Here is a 16194-nt window from a genome sequence, read left to right on the forward strand (position 1 = left end):
CAAGCGAGAGCCCCTTTGTTTTCTAGGCCGCGGCCTGGCTTGGCGGTAGATGGGCGGTGTTCATTCCATCTCTCCCGCAAGCGGGAGAGGGAGCACCCAAATGGTGATTCAAACTCCTGCGGCTACGCTTCAGCGGTTGGCGAAGGCGGCGATGGGATCGTCGTCGTCGGGCAGCGGCACCGGTTCCGGCACCAGGGGCGCCGGGGCGGGTGAGGGGGCAGGTGTCGCCGGTGCCGGCGGCAGGTTGACCGCACCGGACACCACGCGCCGCGCGCCGTTGTAGCGCGAGGCCCAGTAAGGCTTGCCCATGTCCTCCAGCCGCACGGTGCCGCCGGACGAGGGCGCATGGACAAAGCGGTTCTGGCCGACGTAGATGCCGACGTGCGAGTTGGCGCGGCCGGTGGTGTTGAAGAACACCAGGTCGCCGGAAGCGACTTCGCTACGGTCGAGCGAGCTGCCGCGCGTGCCCATGGCCTCGGTGGTGCGCGGCAGGTTGACGTTTGCCGCGCGCGCGACCACATAGCGCACCAGCCCGCTGCAGTCGAAGCCGGCATCCGGCGTGTTGCCGCCGTAGCGGTATGGCGTGCCGACCAGCGACATCGCCTGGATCGAGATTTCCTCCAGTCCCGCGCTGGGATCGACCATGGACTTGCCGGGCGCACGCGGCGGGCCGCCATGGCGGGACGGTGGCGCGCTCGCGCACGCCGCCAGCAGCAGTGCGGCGGCGCAGAGCAGCGGCAGGCCGGCCCGGACAAGCGGACCCGGCGCTGAGGGAGGATTGGAACAGCTGCTGGTACGGCGCAATGGCATCCCTGGATTCCGGTCGCGGGCCTGCCCGCGCTCCGGAAGCCATGCCGCTACCAGCGTAGCTGGGCGTTGCGCGTACCGGTGCTGAGCTTGATCGACTTGGGCTGGCCCTTGTAGCTGGCCTCGATATTGTAGCTGCCTTCGGGCGCACGTATCAGGCAGCGGGGCCCGGCGGCGCGGAAGGTTGCGACCTCCTGTTCGTCGCGTACCAGCCTGACCGCAACGTCGGACAGGAACTCGCCCGCGGCGCCCTGCGTGAACAGGATGCCGATATTGAAATCTTTCTCGCGCGCCGCCAGTGCCTGGCGCTCGTCTTCGGCGACACCGCCGCAGACATAGCTGACCGGACCCATGGTGCGGATCACCAGGTCGTCAGCCGCGGCGCTGGCCTGAAGCGGGCTGGCCAGCAACATGGCGGCGCCGATCAGCGCGGCCAGGCGGAGATGCTGTGGGTTCATCGACGCCTCCAGTTTTGTGGTGCGGGACAACAAGCGGACGTGCGGACATCATAGCCGCATTGCGCTTGCCGATCACGACAGCGGGCCCGGGCGCCCGTCCGCGTGGAACGGTGCCCGGGCCCGCAGCCCGCGTCAGAGCACGTCGCCGGCGTGGTCGGCCAGGCGCGAGCGCTCGCCGCGCGCCAGCGTGATATGGCCGCTGTGGCTCCAGCCCTTGAAGCGGTCGACCACGTAGGTCAGGCCCGACGAGCCCTCGGTCAGGTAGGGCGTGTCGATCTGCGCGATATTGCCCAGGCAGATGATCTTGGTGCCGGGGCCGGCGCGCGTCACCAGCGTCTTCATCTGCTTGGGCGTCAGGTTCTGCGCCTCGTCGATGATGACGAACTTGTTGACGAAGGTGCGGCCGCGCATGAAGTTCATGCTCTTGACCTTGATGCGCGAGCGGATCAGTTCCTGCGTCGCGGCGCGGCCCCAGTCGCCGGCGCTGTCGTCGCTCTTCTGCAGCACTTCGAGGTTGTCGTCGAATGCGCCCATCCATGGCTGCATCTTCTCTTCCTCGGTGCCGGGCAGGAAGCCGATGTCCTCGCCCACCGGCACGGTCGCGCGGGTGACGATGATCTCGTTGTAGAGCTTCTGGTCCAGCACCTGCTCCAGCCCGGCCGCCAGCGCCAGCAGCGTCTTGCCGGTGCCGGCCTGGCCCAGCAGCGTGACGAAGTCGATGTCCGGATTCATCAGCAGGTTGAGCGCGAAGTTCTGCTCGCGGTTGCGCGCGGTCACGCTCCACACGTTGTTCTTGTGGTGCGTGTAGTCCTTCAGCGTCTGCAGCAGCGCGGTCTTGCCGTTGATCTCCTTGACCTGCGCATAGAGCGGCAGGCTGCCGTCGACAGGCTCGAGGTAGACGAACTGGTTGACCAGGAACGACGGCACCAGCGGACCGGTGAGCCGGTAGAACATGGCGCCGGACTTGGGATCCTGCCAGCTTTCGACGCCCTTGCCGTGCTTGGCCCAGAAATCGCCCGGCAGCTGCATCACGCCCGCGTAGAGCAGGTCCTTGTCTTCGAGGACCTGGTCGTTGAAGTAGTCTTCGGCCGGCAGGCCCAGCGCGCGCGCCTTGATGCGCATGTTGATGTCTTTCGACACCAGCACGACCTGGCGCTCGGGATATTGCTGCTGCAGCGCGCTGACCACGCCCAGGATCTGGTTGTCGGCCTTGCCCTGCGGCAGGCCTTCAGGCGCCTTGATGTCGTTCAGACGGGTCTGGAAGAACAGCTTGCCCTGCGCGTCGCGGTTGCCGAGCCGGGCCAGCGGCAGGCCTTCATCGAGCACGCCGTCGGTGCCGCCCACCAGCGAGTCGAGCGTGCGGCTGACCATGCGCGCGTTGCGCGCGACTTCGCTCATGCCCTTCTTGTGGTTGTCCAGCTCTTCGAGCGTCATCATCGGCAGATAGATGTCGTGCTCTTCGAAGCGGAACAGCGAGGCCGGGTCGTGCATCAGCACGTTGGTGTCGAGCACGAACAGCTTGCTCGGGCCTTCGGCCTTGCGCGTGCGGCGCGTGGTGCCGGTCGACGGCTTGACCAGGCTCACCGGCGCGGCGGCGACGGCCGGCGTCGATACGGCAGGCGTCTCGGTGCTGCGGGCGCGGGTGCCACCGGCGGCCCGGGCCTGGACTTCAGGCGCCTGGGTGTCGCCGGTCTCCAGCAATGCCACGCGCTCGAGCGCCGGCACAGGTTTCTTGCCCTGTGTGGCGGCTTTGGCCTTAGGCACCGCGGAAACCGGAGCAAACTCGCTCGGGTCCAGCAATTGGGCAGGCTTGGCGGGCATGGTAGGCAGCGGCATGCTTGGCTTTCCTTTCAGGGGGACAAGAAGGGGGCGGGAATGTCCGGTCCGCGGCGCGGCGCGAGCTCGGCTGAGTCCGACGTGCTGGACACGGCGAGGCGGAGCCTGGCCGGGACATGCATGCGCGAGGCACCCGGCGCGGACAAACATGAGGACAGGCGTGGCTGCAAACAAAAAAGCCGCCATGCCTGCGGAACAGGGTTGGCGGCTCTTGGGCGGACTGCCGACATGGCAGGTCCGCTACCGGCCTGTGGCACGAAGCGCCTGGGCCGGGGAGTCGAAACAGCGTGGCATCCGGAATCTGAACTCATTACGGGCCAATGTATCCGAAGGCTTTGGGTTTGGCAATTGGGTTTCCCAACCTTTGCCACGGTATGCCACGGCGCGTCCGGATCGAGTCCGTTACGGGCAACGGCGCGCCGACGAAGCTTCAGATGGCGCGCACGATCTCCAGCACTTCGTCGACATGGTTGGGCACCTTGATGCCGCGCAGCTCGTGTCGCAGGATGCCCTTGCCGTCGATGACAAAGGTGCTGCGCTCGATGCCGCGGTGCTCCTTGCCATAGAGCTTTTTCATCTTGATGACATCGAACAATGTGCACACATTGTCGTCGGCATCGGAGATCAGTTCGAACGGCAGTTCGAGCTTGGCCTTGAAGTTTTCATGCGAGCGCAGGCTGTCGCGCGAGATGCCGAATACCTGCACGCCCGCCTTCTCGAAATCTTCATACTGGTCGCGGAAGTTCATCGCCTCCGTGGTGCAGCCCGGCGTGTTGTCCTTCGGATAGAAGTACAGCACCACCGTCTTGCCGCGGTAGTCGGCCAGGCGGAAGGTGGCGTCGCCGGTCATCGGCGCGCTGAAGTCGGGGATGGCCTTGTTGAGACTGACGGTCATGCTTGTGGCTCCTTGGGGGAGGGGCAGGGATCGGTGAGATCGTAGGAATCGGGAGAGGGGCTGCCGCCTCAGCGCGAGCAGATTGGGGCGCCTCGCGCAGACTTCAAGCGTGGCGACTGCTCAACTTTCGCCGGGGCCCGCGTCAGGCGGCCTCGGGCTCGAGCAGCAGCACCGCCGCCACCTTGCGGCCCTCGGCCATCAGGATGTTGTAGGTGCGGCACGCCGCCTGCATGTCCATGGCGTCGACCCCGACATGGCGGCGCGCCAGCGACGCCGTCAGGCGCGGGTGCGGAAAGCGCAGCCGCGCGCCGGTGCCGAGCAGCACCACTTCGGGCCCCAGCTCGGACAGCTGCTCGAAATGCGCGGGCTCCAGGTCTTCGAAACGGTCGACCGGCCAGGGCCGGACTTCGCCCTCCGGCATGACCAGCACCGAGTTGGTGTGCCGGACGAGGTTGATTTCGATATACCCGGGCCCGTAGGCCGTGACGGTGTTGAGCGACTGGGGCTGGTCGGCGTGGAGTTTCACTTGGGGGTCTCGGCGGTGGCCGCCGCGGGCTGGCGGGCCGGTCCGCGGGGCGGATGGCCGGCGGGCCGGGCGGGCAATGGACGGGTGACAGCGTGCAGGCGGCCGCGGTGCGCGCGGACAGCGCACGCTGCAATGCAAGAATCCCTGCCGAAGTCTGTCATAATCCGATAAATTATAGCTTTTGCCTCCCTGTCTGCCACGTTTGCGTTGCATCGCAGCGGACGGCGCCTCCGCCTTCGTTCGATTCGCCCCGAGATTCGCCCCGATTCCCAGTCCGGTGCCGCCGACGCGGCACGCCACGCTTGCCCGACATCGCCGTGAAACCCATCCAGAAATCCAACAAACTCAATAACGTTTGCTACGACATCCGCGGGCCGGTGCTGGAAAAGGCCAAGCAGATGGAGGAAGAAGGGCACAAGATCATCAAGCTGAATATCGGCAACCTGGCCGTGTTCGGCTTCGATGCGCCGGAGGAAATTCAGCAGGACATGATGCGAAACCTGCCGAATTCGGCAGGTTATTCCGATTCCAAGGGCATTTTCGCCGCGCGCAAGGCGATCATGCACTATACCCAGCAAAAAAATATCGAAGGCGTCGGCCTGGATGATATCTATGTCGGCAACGGCGCCTCCGAGCTGATCGTGATGGCCGTCAACGCGCTGCTCAATACCGGCGACGAAGTGCTGGTGCCGGCGCCGGACTACCCGTTGTGGACCGCCGCGGTGAGCCTGTCGGGCGGCACCCCGGTGCATTACATCTGCGACGAGTCCAATGACTGGATGCCCGATCCGGCCGACATCCGCGCGCGCATCACGCCGCATAGCAAGGCCATCGTCATCATCAACCCGAACAACCCCACCGGGGCGCTGTACTCGGATGAACTGCTGCTGGAGATCGTCGCGATCGCACGCGAGCATGGCCTGATCATCTTCGCCGACGAGATCTACGACAAGGTCCTGTACGACGGCAATACCCACACCTCGATCGCCTCGCTGTCGACCGACGTGCTGACGGTGACCTTCAACGGCCTGTCGAAGAACTACCGCTCGTGCGGCTACCGCGCCGGCTGGATGGTGGTGTCGGGCGACAAGCGCCCGGCCATCGACTACATCGAGGGCCTGAACATGCTGTCGTCGATGCGGCTGTGCGCCAACGTGCCGGGCCAGTGGGCGATCCAGACCGCGCTGGGCGGTTACCAGAGCATCAACGACCTGGTCAACGAAGGCGGGCGCCTGCGCCGCCAGCGCGACCTGGCCTACGAACTGATCACCGCGATTCCAGGCGTGACCTGCGTCAAGCCCAAGGCCGCGCTGTACCTGTTCCCGAAGCTGGACCTGTCGATGTACCCGGTGCAGGACGACCAGGAGTTCATCTATGAACTGCTGCAGGAGTCCAAGGTGCTGCTGGTGCAGGGCTCGGGCTTCAACTGGGCCAGGCCCGACCATTTCCGCATCGTGTTCCTGCCGCACGAGGAAGACCTGCGCGAGGCCATCGGCCGCATCGCGCGCTTCCTCGAGGCCTACCGAAAACGCCACGGCAAGGCAGCGGCCTGATCCGGCCGGCCGCGCCGCAACCCATCCTTAGCAACTCAGAAGATTGTCCATGAACCCCATCAAAGTTGGCCTGCTCGGCATCGGTACCGTCGGTAGCGGCACGTTCAACGTGCTCAAGCGCAACCAGGAAGAAATTCGCCGCCGCGCCGGCCGCGGCATCGAGATCGCCGTGGTGGCCGATCTCAACACCGAACGCGCGCGCGAGCTGACCAACGGGGAAGTGGAGATCGTCAGCGACGCCAACGCGGTGGTCAACCGGCCGGACATCGATATCGTCATCGAACTGATCGGCGGCTACGGCATCGCGCGCGAGCTGGTGCTCAAGGCGATCGAGAACGGCAAGCACGTGGTCACCGCCAACAAGGCGCTGCTGGCCGTGCACGGCAACGAGATCTTCGAGGCCGCGCGCAAGAAGGGCGTGATCGTCGCGTTCGAGGCCGCGGTGGCCGGCGGCATCCCCATCATCAAGGCGTTGCGCGAAGGCCTGACCGCCAACCGCATCCAGTGGATCGCCGGCATCATCAACGGCACCACCAACTTCATCCTGTCCGAGATGCGCGACAAGGGCCTGGATTTCGACGCGGTGCTGAAGGAAGCGCAGCAGCTGGGCTACGCCGAGGCCGACCCGACCTTCGACATCGAGGGCGTCGATGCCGCGCACAAGGTCACGCTGATGAGCGCGATCGCCTTCGGCATGCCGGTGCAGTTCGACCGCGCCCACGTCGAAGGCATCACCAGGCTGTCGGCCACCGACATCAAGTATGCCGAGGAACTGGGCTACCGCATCAAGCTGCTGGGCATCACCCGCCGCCGCGACGACGGCGTCGAGCTGCGCGTGCATCCGACCCTGGTGCCGGCCACGCGCCTGATCGCCAATGTCGAAGGCGCGATGAACGCGGTGCTGGTGCAGGGCGATGCCGTGGGCGCGACGCTCTACTACGGCAAGGGCGCCGGCGCCGAGCCGACCGCCTCGGCGGTGATCGCCGACCTGGTCGACGTGACCCGCCTGCACACCGCCGACCCCGAGCACCGCGTGCCGCACCTGGCATTCCAGCCGGATGAGCTGTCGAGCGTGCCGGTGCTGCCGATCGAAGAGATCAACAGCTCGTACTACCTGCGCATGCGCGTGTCCGACGAGACCGGCGTGCTGGCCGAGATCACGCGCATCCTGGCCGAGGGCGGCATCTCGATCGACGCCATGCTGCAGAAGGAATCGCGAGAAGGCGAGCCGCAGACCGACATCATCATCCTGACGCACATCACGCGCGAGAAGCACGTCAACGCTGCCATCGCCAGGATCGAGGCGCTGCAGACGGTGCTGTCCGCCGTGACGCGCCTGCGCATGGAAGAACTGAACTGAGCGCCGCCACCGTACCGCACCCATGAAATACCAGTCGACCCGCGGCCATGACATGCCGCAATCGTTCTCCGAGATCCTGCTCGGCGGCCTGGCCCCGGATGGCGGCCTGTATTTGCCGAAGCAGTATCCGCAAGTCACGGCCGACGAACTCGAGGCCTGGCGCAAGCTGCCGTATGCCGACCTGGCTTATGAAGTCCTGCGCAAGTTCTGCGACGACATTCCCGCCGAGGACCTGCGCGCGCTGACGCGCAAGACCTACACCGCCGAGGTGTACTGCAACGCGCGCGAGGGCGACAACACCGCCGACATCACGCCGCTGCGCACGCTGGGCGAAGAGAGCGGCACCAGGCTGCAGCTGCTGGGCCTGTCCAACGGCCCGACGCTGGCGTTCAAGGACATGGCGATGCAGCTGCTCGGCAACCTGTTCGAGTACGCGCTGGCCCGGGCCGGGCAGGAGCTGAACATCCTGGGCGCCACCTCGGGCGACACCGGCAGCGCCGCCGAATACGCGATGCGCGGCAAGCGCGGCATCCGCGTCTTCATGCTGAGCCCGCACCGCAAGATGAGTGCGTTCCAGACCGCGCAGATGTTCAGCCTGCAGGACCCGAACATCTTCAACATCGCCATCGACGGCGTGTTCGACGACGCCCAGGATATCGTCAAGGCGGTCTCCAACGACCACGATTTCAAGGCGCGCCAGAAGATCGGCACGGTCAATTCGATCAACTGGGCGCGAGTGGTGGCCCAGGTGGTGTACTACTTCAAGGGCTGGCTGCTGGCGACCGATGGCCCGGGCCAGAAGGTGTCGTTCTGCGTGCCGTCGGGCAACTTCGGCAATGTCTGCGCCGGCCATATCGCGCGCATGATGGGCCTGCCGATCGACAAGCTGGTGGTCGCCACCAACGAGAACGACGTGCTCGACGAGTTCTTCCGCACCGGCGCCTATCGCGTGCGCAAGTCGGCCGAGACCTACCACACCTCCAGCCCCAGCATGGACATCTCCAAGGCCTCGAACTTCGAGCGCTTCGTGTTCGACCTGCTGGGCCAGGACGCCGGCAAGCTGGCGGCGCTGTTCCGCGACGTCGAAGAGAAGGGCGGCTTCGACCTGTCGGGCACGCCGGAATTCGACCGCATCCGCCAGTTCGGCTTCGTCTCGGGACGCAGCACGCACCAGGACCGGCTGGCGACCATCCGCGACCTGTCGTCGCGTTATGGCGTCACCATCGATACCCACACCGCCGACGGCATCAAGGTGGCGCGCGAGCATCTCAGCGCCGGCGTGCCGATGGTGGTGCTGGAAACCGCGCTGCCCGCCAAGTTTGCCGACACCATCCGCGAAGCGCTCGGCCGCGAGCCGGAGCGCCCGGCGAAGTTCGAGGGCATCGAGAGCCTGCCGCAGCGCTTCGAGGTGATGCCGGCCGACGCCGCGCAAGTGAAGGCCTATATCGCCCGCCACACCGGCCTGTAAGCGCGCGGGGCGCGGACGTGGCTGCGGCGCCGCCGCGTGCCGGGTCCGGGCCAACTCGCTACAATCAGGCTGCGGGCCCGATCTCCGGCCCCCGCATGGCCAGCCCCGCGCGCGGGTGCCGGCCATGCGCGGGCCGTTTTTCATGGGCCAACCCTTTCCCACATCGCACCATGACCCAAGCCGCAGCACCTTCCCGTCCCCCGATGCTGACCCTGGCCCAAGCGCTCGACGCGCTGCTTGGCGCCGCCCGTCCGCTGGCGCAGGCCGAGTCCATCGACACGCTCGCCGCCAACGGCCGCGTGCTGGCCGCCCCGGTGACGAGCACGCTGCGCGTGCCGCCGGCCGACAACACCTCGATGGACGGCTACGCGCTGCGCGCCGCCGACGTGCCGGCCGCGGGCACGCGGCTGCGCGTGTCGCAACGGATTCCCGCCGGCCATGTCGGCACCGCGCTGGAACCCGGCACCGCGGCGCGCATCTTCACGGGGGGCTTGATCCCGCCCGGCGCCGATGCCGTGGTGATGCAGGAGCAATGCGCGGCCGACGGCGACGACGTGATCGTCAACCACGTGCCGCAGTCCGGCGAATGGGTGCGGCGCGCCGGCGAGGATATCGAAGCCGGCAGCGTGATCCTGCCGGCCGGCACGCGGCTGACGCCGCAGGCGCTGGGGCTGGCCGCGTCGGTCGGCCAGGCCAGGCTGGACGTGGTGCGCCGCGTGCGCGTCGCGGTGTTCTTCACCGGCGACGAACTGGCGATGCCGGGCGAACCGCTCAAGCCCGGCGCGATCTACAACTCCAACCGCTTCACGCTGCGCGGCCTGCTGGAAAACCTGGGCTGCGAGGTCAGCGACTTCGGCATCGTCCCCGATACGCTGGCCGCCACGCGCGAAACCCTGCGCCGCGCGGCGCACGGACATGACGTGATCATTACCTCGGGCGGCGTCTCGGTCGGCGAGGAAGACCATATCAAGCCCGCGGTCGAGGCCGAAGGGCGGCTCGACCTGTGGCAGATCGCGATCAAGCCGGGCAAGCCGCTCGCGTTCGGGCAGGTCGGCAGCGGCAGCGAGCCGGCGTTTTTCCTCGGGCTGCCGGGCAACCCCGTGTCCAGCTTCGTGACCTTCCTGCTGTTCGTGCGCCCGTTCCTGCTGCGCCTGCAGGGCGTGGCCGACGTGGCGCCGCGGCGCCTGCCGCTGCGCGCCGATTTCGAGCTGAACAAGGGCGACCGCCGCAACGAGTTCCTGCGCGCGCGACTCAATGCCGAGGGCGGGCTCGACCTGTTCCCCAACCAGAGCTCGGGCGTGCTGACCTCGACCGTCTGGGGCGACGGCCTGATCGACAATCCGCCCAACCAGGCGATCGCGCGCGGCGACACCGTGCAGTTCATTCCGTTTGACGGCCTGCTCGCGTAGCGGCCGGCATGACCAGGATGCCCAGGATATAGAAGGCAGCGATGATCATCGAACTCCGATTCTTTGCCAGCGTGCGCGAGCAGCTCGGCGTGTCCGCCGAGCGTGCCGAGGTGCCGCCCGAGGTGCGCACCGTCGGCGCGCTGCGCCAGTGGCTGCGCCAGCGCGGCGGCGCCTGGGCCGAGACCCTGGCCGAGGGCCGCGCGCTGCGCATGGCCGTCGACCACGCCGTGGCCCGCGCCGATACCGCGCTTGCCGACGGCTGCGAAGTCGCGTTTTTCCCGCCTGTGACCGGAGGCTGAGATGAGCGTCAGGGTGCAGCGTGAGGATTTCGATCTCGGCGCGGAAGTCGCGGCACTGCGCGCCGGCAATCCGCAGGTCGGCGCCGTAGCCAGCTTTATCGGCACCGTGCGCGATGTCAGCGAGGGCAGCGCCGTCAGCGCGATGGAGCTGGAGCACTACCCGGGCATGACCGAGAAGGCGCTGGCGCAGATCGAAGCCGCGGCGTGCGCGCGCTGGGAACTGCTGGGCGTCACCGTCATCCATCGCGTCGGCCCGCTGCTGCCGCTGGATCAGATCGTGCTGGTCGCGGTGGCATCGAAGCATCGTGGCAATGCCTTCGCCGCGTGCGAATTCATCATGGACTACCTCAAGTCCGAAGCGCCGTTCTGGAAAAAGGAAGAAACGCCGGAGGGCGCGCGCTGGGTCGATGCACGGGTCACCGATGAAGACGCGTTGAAGCGCTGGGGCATCGAGTCGATCAACGCCAGCGGCGAGGAGCAGCCCTGATGGGCCCGTTGGGGTTTGTCGCCGTCGGTGTCGGCGCCGCGGCAGGGGCATGGCTGCGCTGGGCATTCTCGGTACTGTGGAATGCCATCAACCCGGCGATGCCTTATGGCACGCTGGCGGCCAACCTGCTGGGCGGCTACCTGATCGGGCTGGCGGTCGGCTTCTTCGATACGCATGCCGGACTGCCGCCGGAATGGCGCCTGCTGGCCATCACCGGCTTCCTCGGCGGGCTGACCACGTTTTCGACGTTCTCGAGCGAGGTCGTGGCCAACCTGATGGCCGGTGACTACGGCTGGGCGGCGATGCACTTGCTGCTGCATCTGGGCGGCTCGTTGCTGCTGACCGCGCTGGGGCTCTGGAGCTACCGCGTGCTGGCCTGATCCGCGTCCCGGATCAGCGCGATCAGCGCGGCATTGAAGGCTGGCGCCTGCTCCATATGCGGGCTGTGGCCGGCCTCGGGCACCACGCTGAACCCCGCCGCGGGGTGCAAGGCCCGCGTGGCGAGGCCCACCGACGGCGCGTACAGCCGGCTGGCTGCTCCATACAGATGGAACAGCGGCAGCCGCGCCGCGCGCAGCGTGTCGCGGAAATCCTGCCGCGCCATGTCTTCCCACAAGCCGGCCAGCACCGTGGCGTCGCACTGCCGCGCCATGTGCGCGATGCGCTGCGTCGCCGCCGGCTCCGGACGCCGGCCCGCCGCCCACAAGCCTGATGCCACCGACGGCGCCAGCCGGAGCCAGTCGGCGCGCACACGGTCCGCCATCTGGCTGGCGTGGGCCATGTCGTAATGGCCGTGCAGCCCATGCGGCCAGCCCGGGCCGGTAATCATGCGGGGCGTCATGTCGATGCTGCCCACCGCCGCCAGCGGCAGCTGCGGCTGGTCGCGCAACAGTGCCCAGGCCACCATCGCGCCCATCGACCAGCCCGCCACCACCACGTCAGCCAGTCCCAGATGCGCGACCAGCGCGGCCACGTCGCGCGCAAGCGCTGCGACGCCAGCGCCCGCGCGCTGCCGCGACAGGCCGTGGCCGGCATGGTCGGGGGCGATCACGCGGAAGCCGGCCAGCGCCAGTGCGCGCTGTCCGTCGAAGGCCGTGCCGTCGACCGACCAGCCATGCAGCAGCAGCAAGGGCCGGCCCTGTCCGGCTTCGCGCCAGCCGGGCAGGGCCCCGCGTGCCGGATGGACGACATAGGGCGGCGCGGCGGGACTGGCAGGGAGCGGTTCGGAAGCGTCCAACGGCGTGTCTCGGCTGGCGGGAGGGGAGGAAGGCGCCCGGCATATCGCCCGGGGTGAGGGTGCCCCTCTATTGACATCCACGCTGCGCAATTTATACGATGAAACATGAATCAGATATCAGGTTTTGCCTGAGTGGCGGTTCCAGGTGGCGGCAGGGACGACGGCGGGGGCGAGGAGGCGCCTGTGGTCGCCTGTCGGCGCCGGCAACACAGGCAGCGGTCGGCATTTCCAAGACAAGGCGCCCAGCGCCACCGGAGACAAGATGTCCACCACCCAGACTGGCGACACCGGCATAGCCGACGCCGACGCCACCGGCCCTGCCGGCGGCATGGGCCCGCCCAAGACCGCGCGCGGGCAGAAGACACGCGAAGCGCTGCTGCGCGCCGCCGAGAAGGTGTTCGGCGAGAAGGGCTACTACGCCGCGTCGATCTCCGAGATCACGCAGGAAGCCAAGGTGGCGATGGGCACCTTCTACCTGTACTTCAAGGACAAGGAAGATATCTTCCGCGCGCTGGTCGCGCACATGCTGGAACTGGTGCGCGCGCACCTGCGCAAGCACGTTGCCGCCGCCGAAACCCAGATGGAGGCCGAGCGCCTGGGCCTGAAGGCGTTCCTGTCCTTCGTTTCGCGCCACAAGAACCTGTACCGGATCGTACTGGATTCTTACTCGGTCGACGAGACCATCTACAGCAGCTATTTCCAGGTGTTCGCCGAGCTCTACAGCCGGCGCCTGACCCGCGCCGAAGAGCAGGGCGAGATCGTGCCCGGCGATGCCGAGGTGCGCGCCTGGTGCCTGATCGGGATCAGCAATTTCCTCGGCATGCGCTATGCGCGCTGGAAGCGGCCGCCTTCGATGGAGAAGGTGGTCGACACCGCTTTCGACCTGATCGCGCACGGCCTGCAGCCGCGCCAGACGCGATAGGCGCGGGCGGCGCGCAATGCGCCGCAAGCCGGCATGCCACGCAGTTGCAGCAGGTTTCAGCCCTACCAACACAAACGAGACCGAACCCAGGAGACCGCCATGCATCGCAACCCCCACGCTCTGCGCGTCCTCGCCATGGCCGCCGCGCTGCTCGGCGCCGGCGCCGCGCTGGCCAAGGACATCCGCATCGCGCACGTCTATGACAAGACCGGCGCGCTCGAGGCCTATGCCAAGCAGACCCAGACCGGCCTGATGATGGGCCTGGAATACGCCACCAACGGCACCATGACCGTCAACGGCAACAAGCTGGTGGTGATCGAGAAAGACACCCAGGGCAAGCCGGACGTGGCCAAGGCCCAGCTGGCCGCGGCCTACAGCGACGACCGCGCCGACATCGCGGTGGGCCCGACTTCATCCGGCACGGCGCTGGCGATGCTGCCGGTGGCCGAGGAATACAAGAAGGTGCTGCTGGTCGAGCCCGCCGTGGCCGACTCCATCACCGGCGACAAGTGGAACCGCTATATCTTCCGCACCGGCCGCAATTCGTCGCAGGACGCGATTTCGAATGCGGTGGCGCTGGACAAGCCGGGCGTGCAGATCGCCACGCTGGCGCAGGACTATGCCTTCGGCCGCGACGGCGTCAAGGCCTTCAAGGGCGCGCTCAAGCACGCCAGGATCGTGCATGAGGAGTACCTGCCGACCAATACCACCGACTTCACCGCGGGGGCGCAGCGGCTGTTCGATTCGCTCAAGGACAAGCCCGGCCGCAAGGTGATCTTCATCATCTGGGCCGGCGCCGGCAACCCGTTCAAGATCGCCGACCTGGACCCCAAGCGCTACGGCATCGAGATCGCCACCGGCGGCAACATCCTGCCCGCGATGGCCAGCTACAAGAACTTCCCGGGCATGGAAGGGGCCACGTACTACTACTTCGGCATCCCCAAGAACAAGGCCAACGAATGGCTGGTGTCCAACCACTACAGCAAGTTCAAGACGCCGCCCGACTTCTTTACCGCCGGCGGCATGAGCGCGGGCATCGCCCTGGTCGAGGCCCTGAAGAAAACGCATGGCGACACCGGCACCGACAAGCTGATCGCGGCGATGGAAGGCATGTCGTTCGACACCCCCAAGGGCAGGATGACCTTCCGCAAGGAAGACCACCAGGCGATGCAGTCGATGTACCACTTCAAGATCAAGGTGGACCCGGCCTTTGCCTGGGGCGTGCCGGAGCTGGTGCGCGAGATCAGGCCCGAGGAAATGAACGTGCCCGTGCGCAACCACCGCTGATGGACGCGCCAGCCACCTTCGCCAGGCCCGCCCCGGCGCCGTCGCAGCCGGCGGGCCAGCCCGCGGGCGCGGCGGCGTCCGCGGCGCGGCCGCTGCTGGAAACGCAGGGGCTGACCATTCGCTTTGGCGGCCACGTTGCCGTCAATGCGGTGTCGTGCGCGTTCCGGCCCGGCGAGCTGACCTGCATCGTCGGGCCCAACGGCGCCGGCAAGACCACGTATTTCAACCTGATCTCGGGGCAGTTGCCGCCCACCGCCGGGCAGATCCTGCTCGATGGCGAGGACGTGACGCGCCTGCCGGTGTCGCAGAAGACCCGGCGCGGCATCGGCCGCGCGTTCCAGCTGACCAGCCTGTTCCCGCAGCTGTCGGTGCTGGAGAACGTGCGGCTGGCGGTGCAGGCGCGGCAGCAGCGCGGCATCGATTTGTTCTCGATGTGGTCGGGCCACCGCGACCTGCAGGCGCAGGCCATAGCCATCCTGGAGCGCGTGGCGCTGGCCGGCAAGCGGCAGCTGGCGGTGGCGTCGCTGCCGCACGGCGACCAGCGCAAGCTGGAGGTCGGCATCCTGCTCGCGCTGCAGCCGCGCGTGTTCATGTTCGACGAGCCCACCGCGGGCATGAGCGTCGACGAAGTGCCGGTGATCCTGGACCTGATCCGCGAGATCCGCCAGGACCGCAGCAAGACCGTGCTGCTGGTCGAGCACAAGATGGACGTGGTGCGCTCGCTCGCCGACCGCATCATCGTGCTGCACAACGGCACGCTGGTGGCCGACGGCGACCCGGCCGAGGTGATCGCGTCGCCGGTGGTGCAGCAGGCTTACCTGGGCCTGCCCGAAGAGGAGGGCCGCCATGGCTGACGTGACCGCGGCGGAGCCGATCCTGCAACTGCAGGGCGTGCAGACCCATATCGGCCCGTATCACATCCTGCATGGCGTCAGCTTCGCGGTGCCGCGCGGCGGCGTGACCATGCTGCTGGGGCGCAACGGTGCCGGCAAGACCACCACGCTGCGCACCATCATGGGCCTGTGGCAGGCCAGCGCCGGCACGGTCCGCTTCAACGGCGCCGACATCACGCGCCACAGCACGCCGGCGATCGCGCAGGCCGGCATTGCCTACGTGCCCGAGAACATGAGCGTGTTCTCCGACCTGACCGTGGCCGAGAACATGCGCCTGGCCGCCCGCACCGGCGCCATCGACGAACGCCGGCTGGACTGGGTGTTCCGCATGTTCCCGGCGCTGAAGACCTTCTGGCACCAGCGCGCCGGCGTGCTGTCGGGCGGGCAAAAGCAGATGCTGTCGGTGGCGCGCGCCATCATCGAGCCGCGCCAGCTGCTGATCGTCGACGAGCCGACCAAGGGCCTGGCGCCGGCGATCATCCAGAACATGATCCATGTGTTCCGCGAGCTGAAGCAGACCGAGGTGTCGATCCTGCTGGTGGAGCAGAACTTCCATATGGCGAAGTCGGTGGGCGATACGGTGGCGGTGATGGACGACGGCCGTACGGTGCATACCGGCACGATGGCGGCACTGGCGGAGGATGAAGGGCTGCAGCAGCGGCTGCTGGGTTTGTCGCTGGCGGCGCATCAGTAGCGAAGACGATTTCCAGGACCGACGGTTGGCTCCCCTCTCCCGCTTGCGGGAGAGGGGCAGGGG

Annotated in this window: 17 protein-coding genes; 11 read left to right on the forward strand and 6 right to left on the reverse strand. The window is 67.5% G+C overall.

All coding sequences use genetic code 11. The features are described from left to right. Window positions 1-129 precede the first annotated feature (129 nt). The 5 genes from LIN44_RS08260 to LIN44_RS08280 all read right to left on the reverse strand — a co-directional run bounded on the left by LIN44_RS08260 (window position 130) and on the right by LIN44_RS08280 (window position 4522). Window positions 130-810, reverse strand: coding sequence for a C40 family peptidase (locus LIN44_RS08260; protein WP_227314275.1), 681 nt, complete (start codon window positions 808-810; stop codon window positions 130-132). A 47-nt stretch (window positions 811-857) separates the two neighbouring features. Further along, window positions 858-1265, reverse strand: coding sequence for a hypothetical protein (locus LIN44_RS08265; RefSeq protein ID WP_227314276.1), 408 nt, complete (start codon window positions 1263-1265; stop codon window positions 858-860). A gap of 132 nt (window positions 1266-1397) precedes the next feature. Then, on the reverse strand, window positions 1398-3101 hold the full coding sequence (locus tag LIN44_RS08270; protein WP_227314277.1) for a PhoH family protein: 1704 nt from the start codon (window positions 3099-3101) through the stop codon (window positions 1398-1400). 430 nt (window positions 3102-3531) lie between these two features. Further along, complete coding sequence (locus tag LIN44_RS08275) at window positions 3532-3996, reverse strand: peroxiredoxin (RefSeq protein WP_227314278.1); 465 nt, start codon at window positions 3994-3996, stop codon at window positions 3532-3534. 142 nt (window positions 3997-4138) lie between these two features. Beyond that, on the reverse strand, window positions 4139-4522 hold the full coding sequence (locus tag LIN44_RS08280) for an Mth938-like domain-containing protein (protein ID WP_227314279.1): 384 nt from the start codon (window positions 4520-4522) through the stop codon (window positions 4139-4141). Window positions 4523-4839: 317 nt separating this feature from the next. Here LIN44_RS08280 and LIN44_RS08285 point away from each other — a divergent pair, with 317 nt between their 5' ends. The 7 genes from LIN44_RS08285 (at window position 4840) to crcB (ending at window position 11478) form a co-directional block, all read left to right on the forward strand. Then, entirely contained in the window at window positions 4840-6075 is a 1236-nt protein-coding gene (locus LIN44_RS08285; RefSeq protein WP_227314280.1) for a pyridoxal phosphate-dependent aminotransferase, read from the forward strand. Window positions 6076-6124: 49 nt separating this feature from the next. Further along, window positions 6125-7435 (forward strand): homoserine dehydrogenase, encoded by a 1311-nt coding sequence (locus LIN44_RS08290; protein ID WP_227314281.1) that lies wholly within the window; start codon window positions 6125-6127, stop codon window positions 7433-7435. A gap of 22 nt (window positions 7436-7457) precedes the next feature. Beyond that, window positions 7458-8903 carry a threonine synthase gene (thrC, locus tag LIN44_RS08295; RefSeq protein ID WP_227314282.1) on the forward strand — a complete coding sequence of 482 codons (1446 nt, stop codon included), beginning with the start codon at window positions 7458-7460 and terminating at the stop codon, window positions 8901-8903. A gap of 170 nt (window positions 8904-9073) precedes the next feature. Then, window positions 9074-10312: a gephyrin-like molybdotransferase Glp gene (gene glp, locus LIN44_RS08300; protein ID WP_227314283.1), complete on the forward strand. Its 1239-nt coding sequence runs from the start codon at window positions 9074-9076 to the stop codon at window positions 10310-10312. Window positions 10313-10353: 41 nt separating this feature from the next. Continuing rightward, window positions 10354-10611 (forward strand): molybdopterin converting factor subunit 1, encoded by a 258-nt coding sequence (gene moaD, locus LIN44_RS08305; protein WP_012353069.1) that lies wholly within the window; start codon window positions 10354-10356, stop codon window positions 10609-10611. A 1-nt stretch (window position 10612) separates the two neighbouring features. Beyond that, on the forward strand, window positions 10613-11098 hold the full coding sequence (moaE, locus tag LIN44_RS08310; RefSeq protein WP_227314284.1) for a molybdopterin synthase catalytic subunit MoaE: 486 nt from the start codon (window positions 10613-10615) through the stop codon (window positions 11096-11098). Further along, window positions 11098-11478 (forward strand): fluoride efflux transporter CrcB, encoded by a 381-nt coding sequence (crcB, locus tag LIN44_RS08315; RefSeq protein ID WP_227314285.1) that lies wholly within the window; start codon window positions 11098-11100, stop codon window positions 11476-11478. Before moaE ends, crcB begins: the two co-directional genes overlap by 1 nt. On the opposite strand, the gene LIN44_RS08320 is transcribed toward crcB, so the two are convergent. Beyond that, on the reverse strand, window positions 11460-12335 hold the full coding sequence (locus LIN44_RS08320; protein ID WP_227314286.1) for an alpha/beta fold hydrolase: 876 nt from the start codon (window positions 12333-12335) through the stop codon (window positions 11460-11462). The two genes, crcB and LIN44_RS08320, sit on opposite strands and share 19 nt — an antisense overlap. 262 nt (window positions 12336-12597) lie before the next feature. Here LIN44_RS08320 and LIN44_RS08325 point away from each other — a divergent pair, with 262 nt between their 5' ends. The 4 genes from LIN44_RS08325 (at window position 12598) to LIN44_RS08340 (ending at window position 16131) form a co-directional block, all read left to right on the forward strand. Further along, window positions 12598-13257 (forward strand): TetR/AcrR family transcriptional regulator, encoded by a 660-nt coding sequence (locus tag LIN44_RS08325; RefSeq protein WP_227314287.1) that lies wholly within the window; start codon window positions 12598-12600, stop codon window positions 13255-13257. A 99-nt stretch (window positions 13258-13356) separates the two neighbouring features. Further along, window positions 13357-14544: a substrate-binding domain-containing protein gene (locus LIN44_RS08330; RefSeq protein WP_227314288.1), complete on the forward strand. Its 1188-nt coding sequence runs from the start codon at window positions 13357-13359 to the stop codon at window positions 14542-14544. Window positions 14545-14636: 92 nt separating this feature from the next. Then, on the forward strand, window positions 14637-15398 hold the full coding sequence (locus tag LIN44_RS08335) for an ABC transporter ATP-binding protein (RefSeq protein WP_227314362.1): 762 nt from the start codon (window positions 14637-14639) through the stop codon (window positions 15396-15398). Continuing rightward, window positions 15391-16131 carry an ABC transporter ATP-binding protein gene (locus LIN44_RS08340; protein WP_227314289.1) on the forward strand — a complete coding sequence of 247 codons (741 nt, stop codon included), beginning with the start codon at window positions 15391-15393 and terminating at the stop codon, window positions 16129-16131. The genes LIN44_RS08335 and LIN44_RS08340 overlap by 8 nt, the downstream gene beginning before the upstream one ends. Window positions 16132-16194 lie beyond the last annotated feature (63 nt).

The organism is Cupriavidus sp. MP-37 (assembly GCF_020618415.1).
In the GTDB taxonomy this organism is placed as follows: domain Bacteria; phylum Pseudomonadota; class Gammaproteobacteria; order Burkholderiales; family Burkholderiaceae; genus Cupriavidus.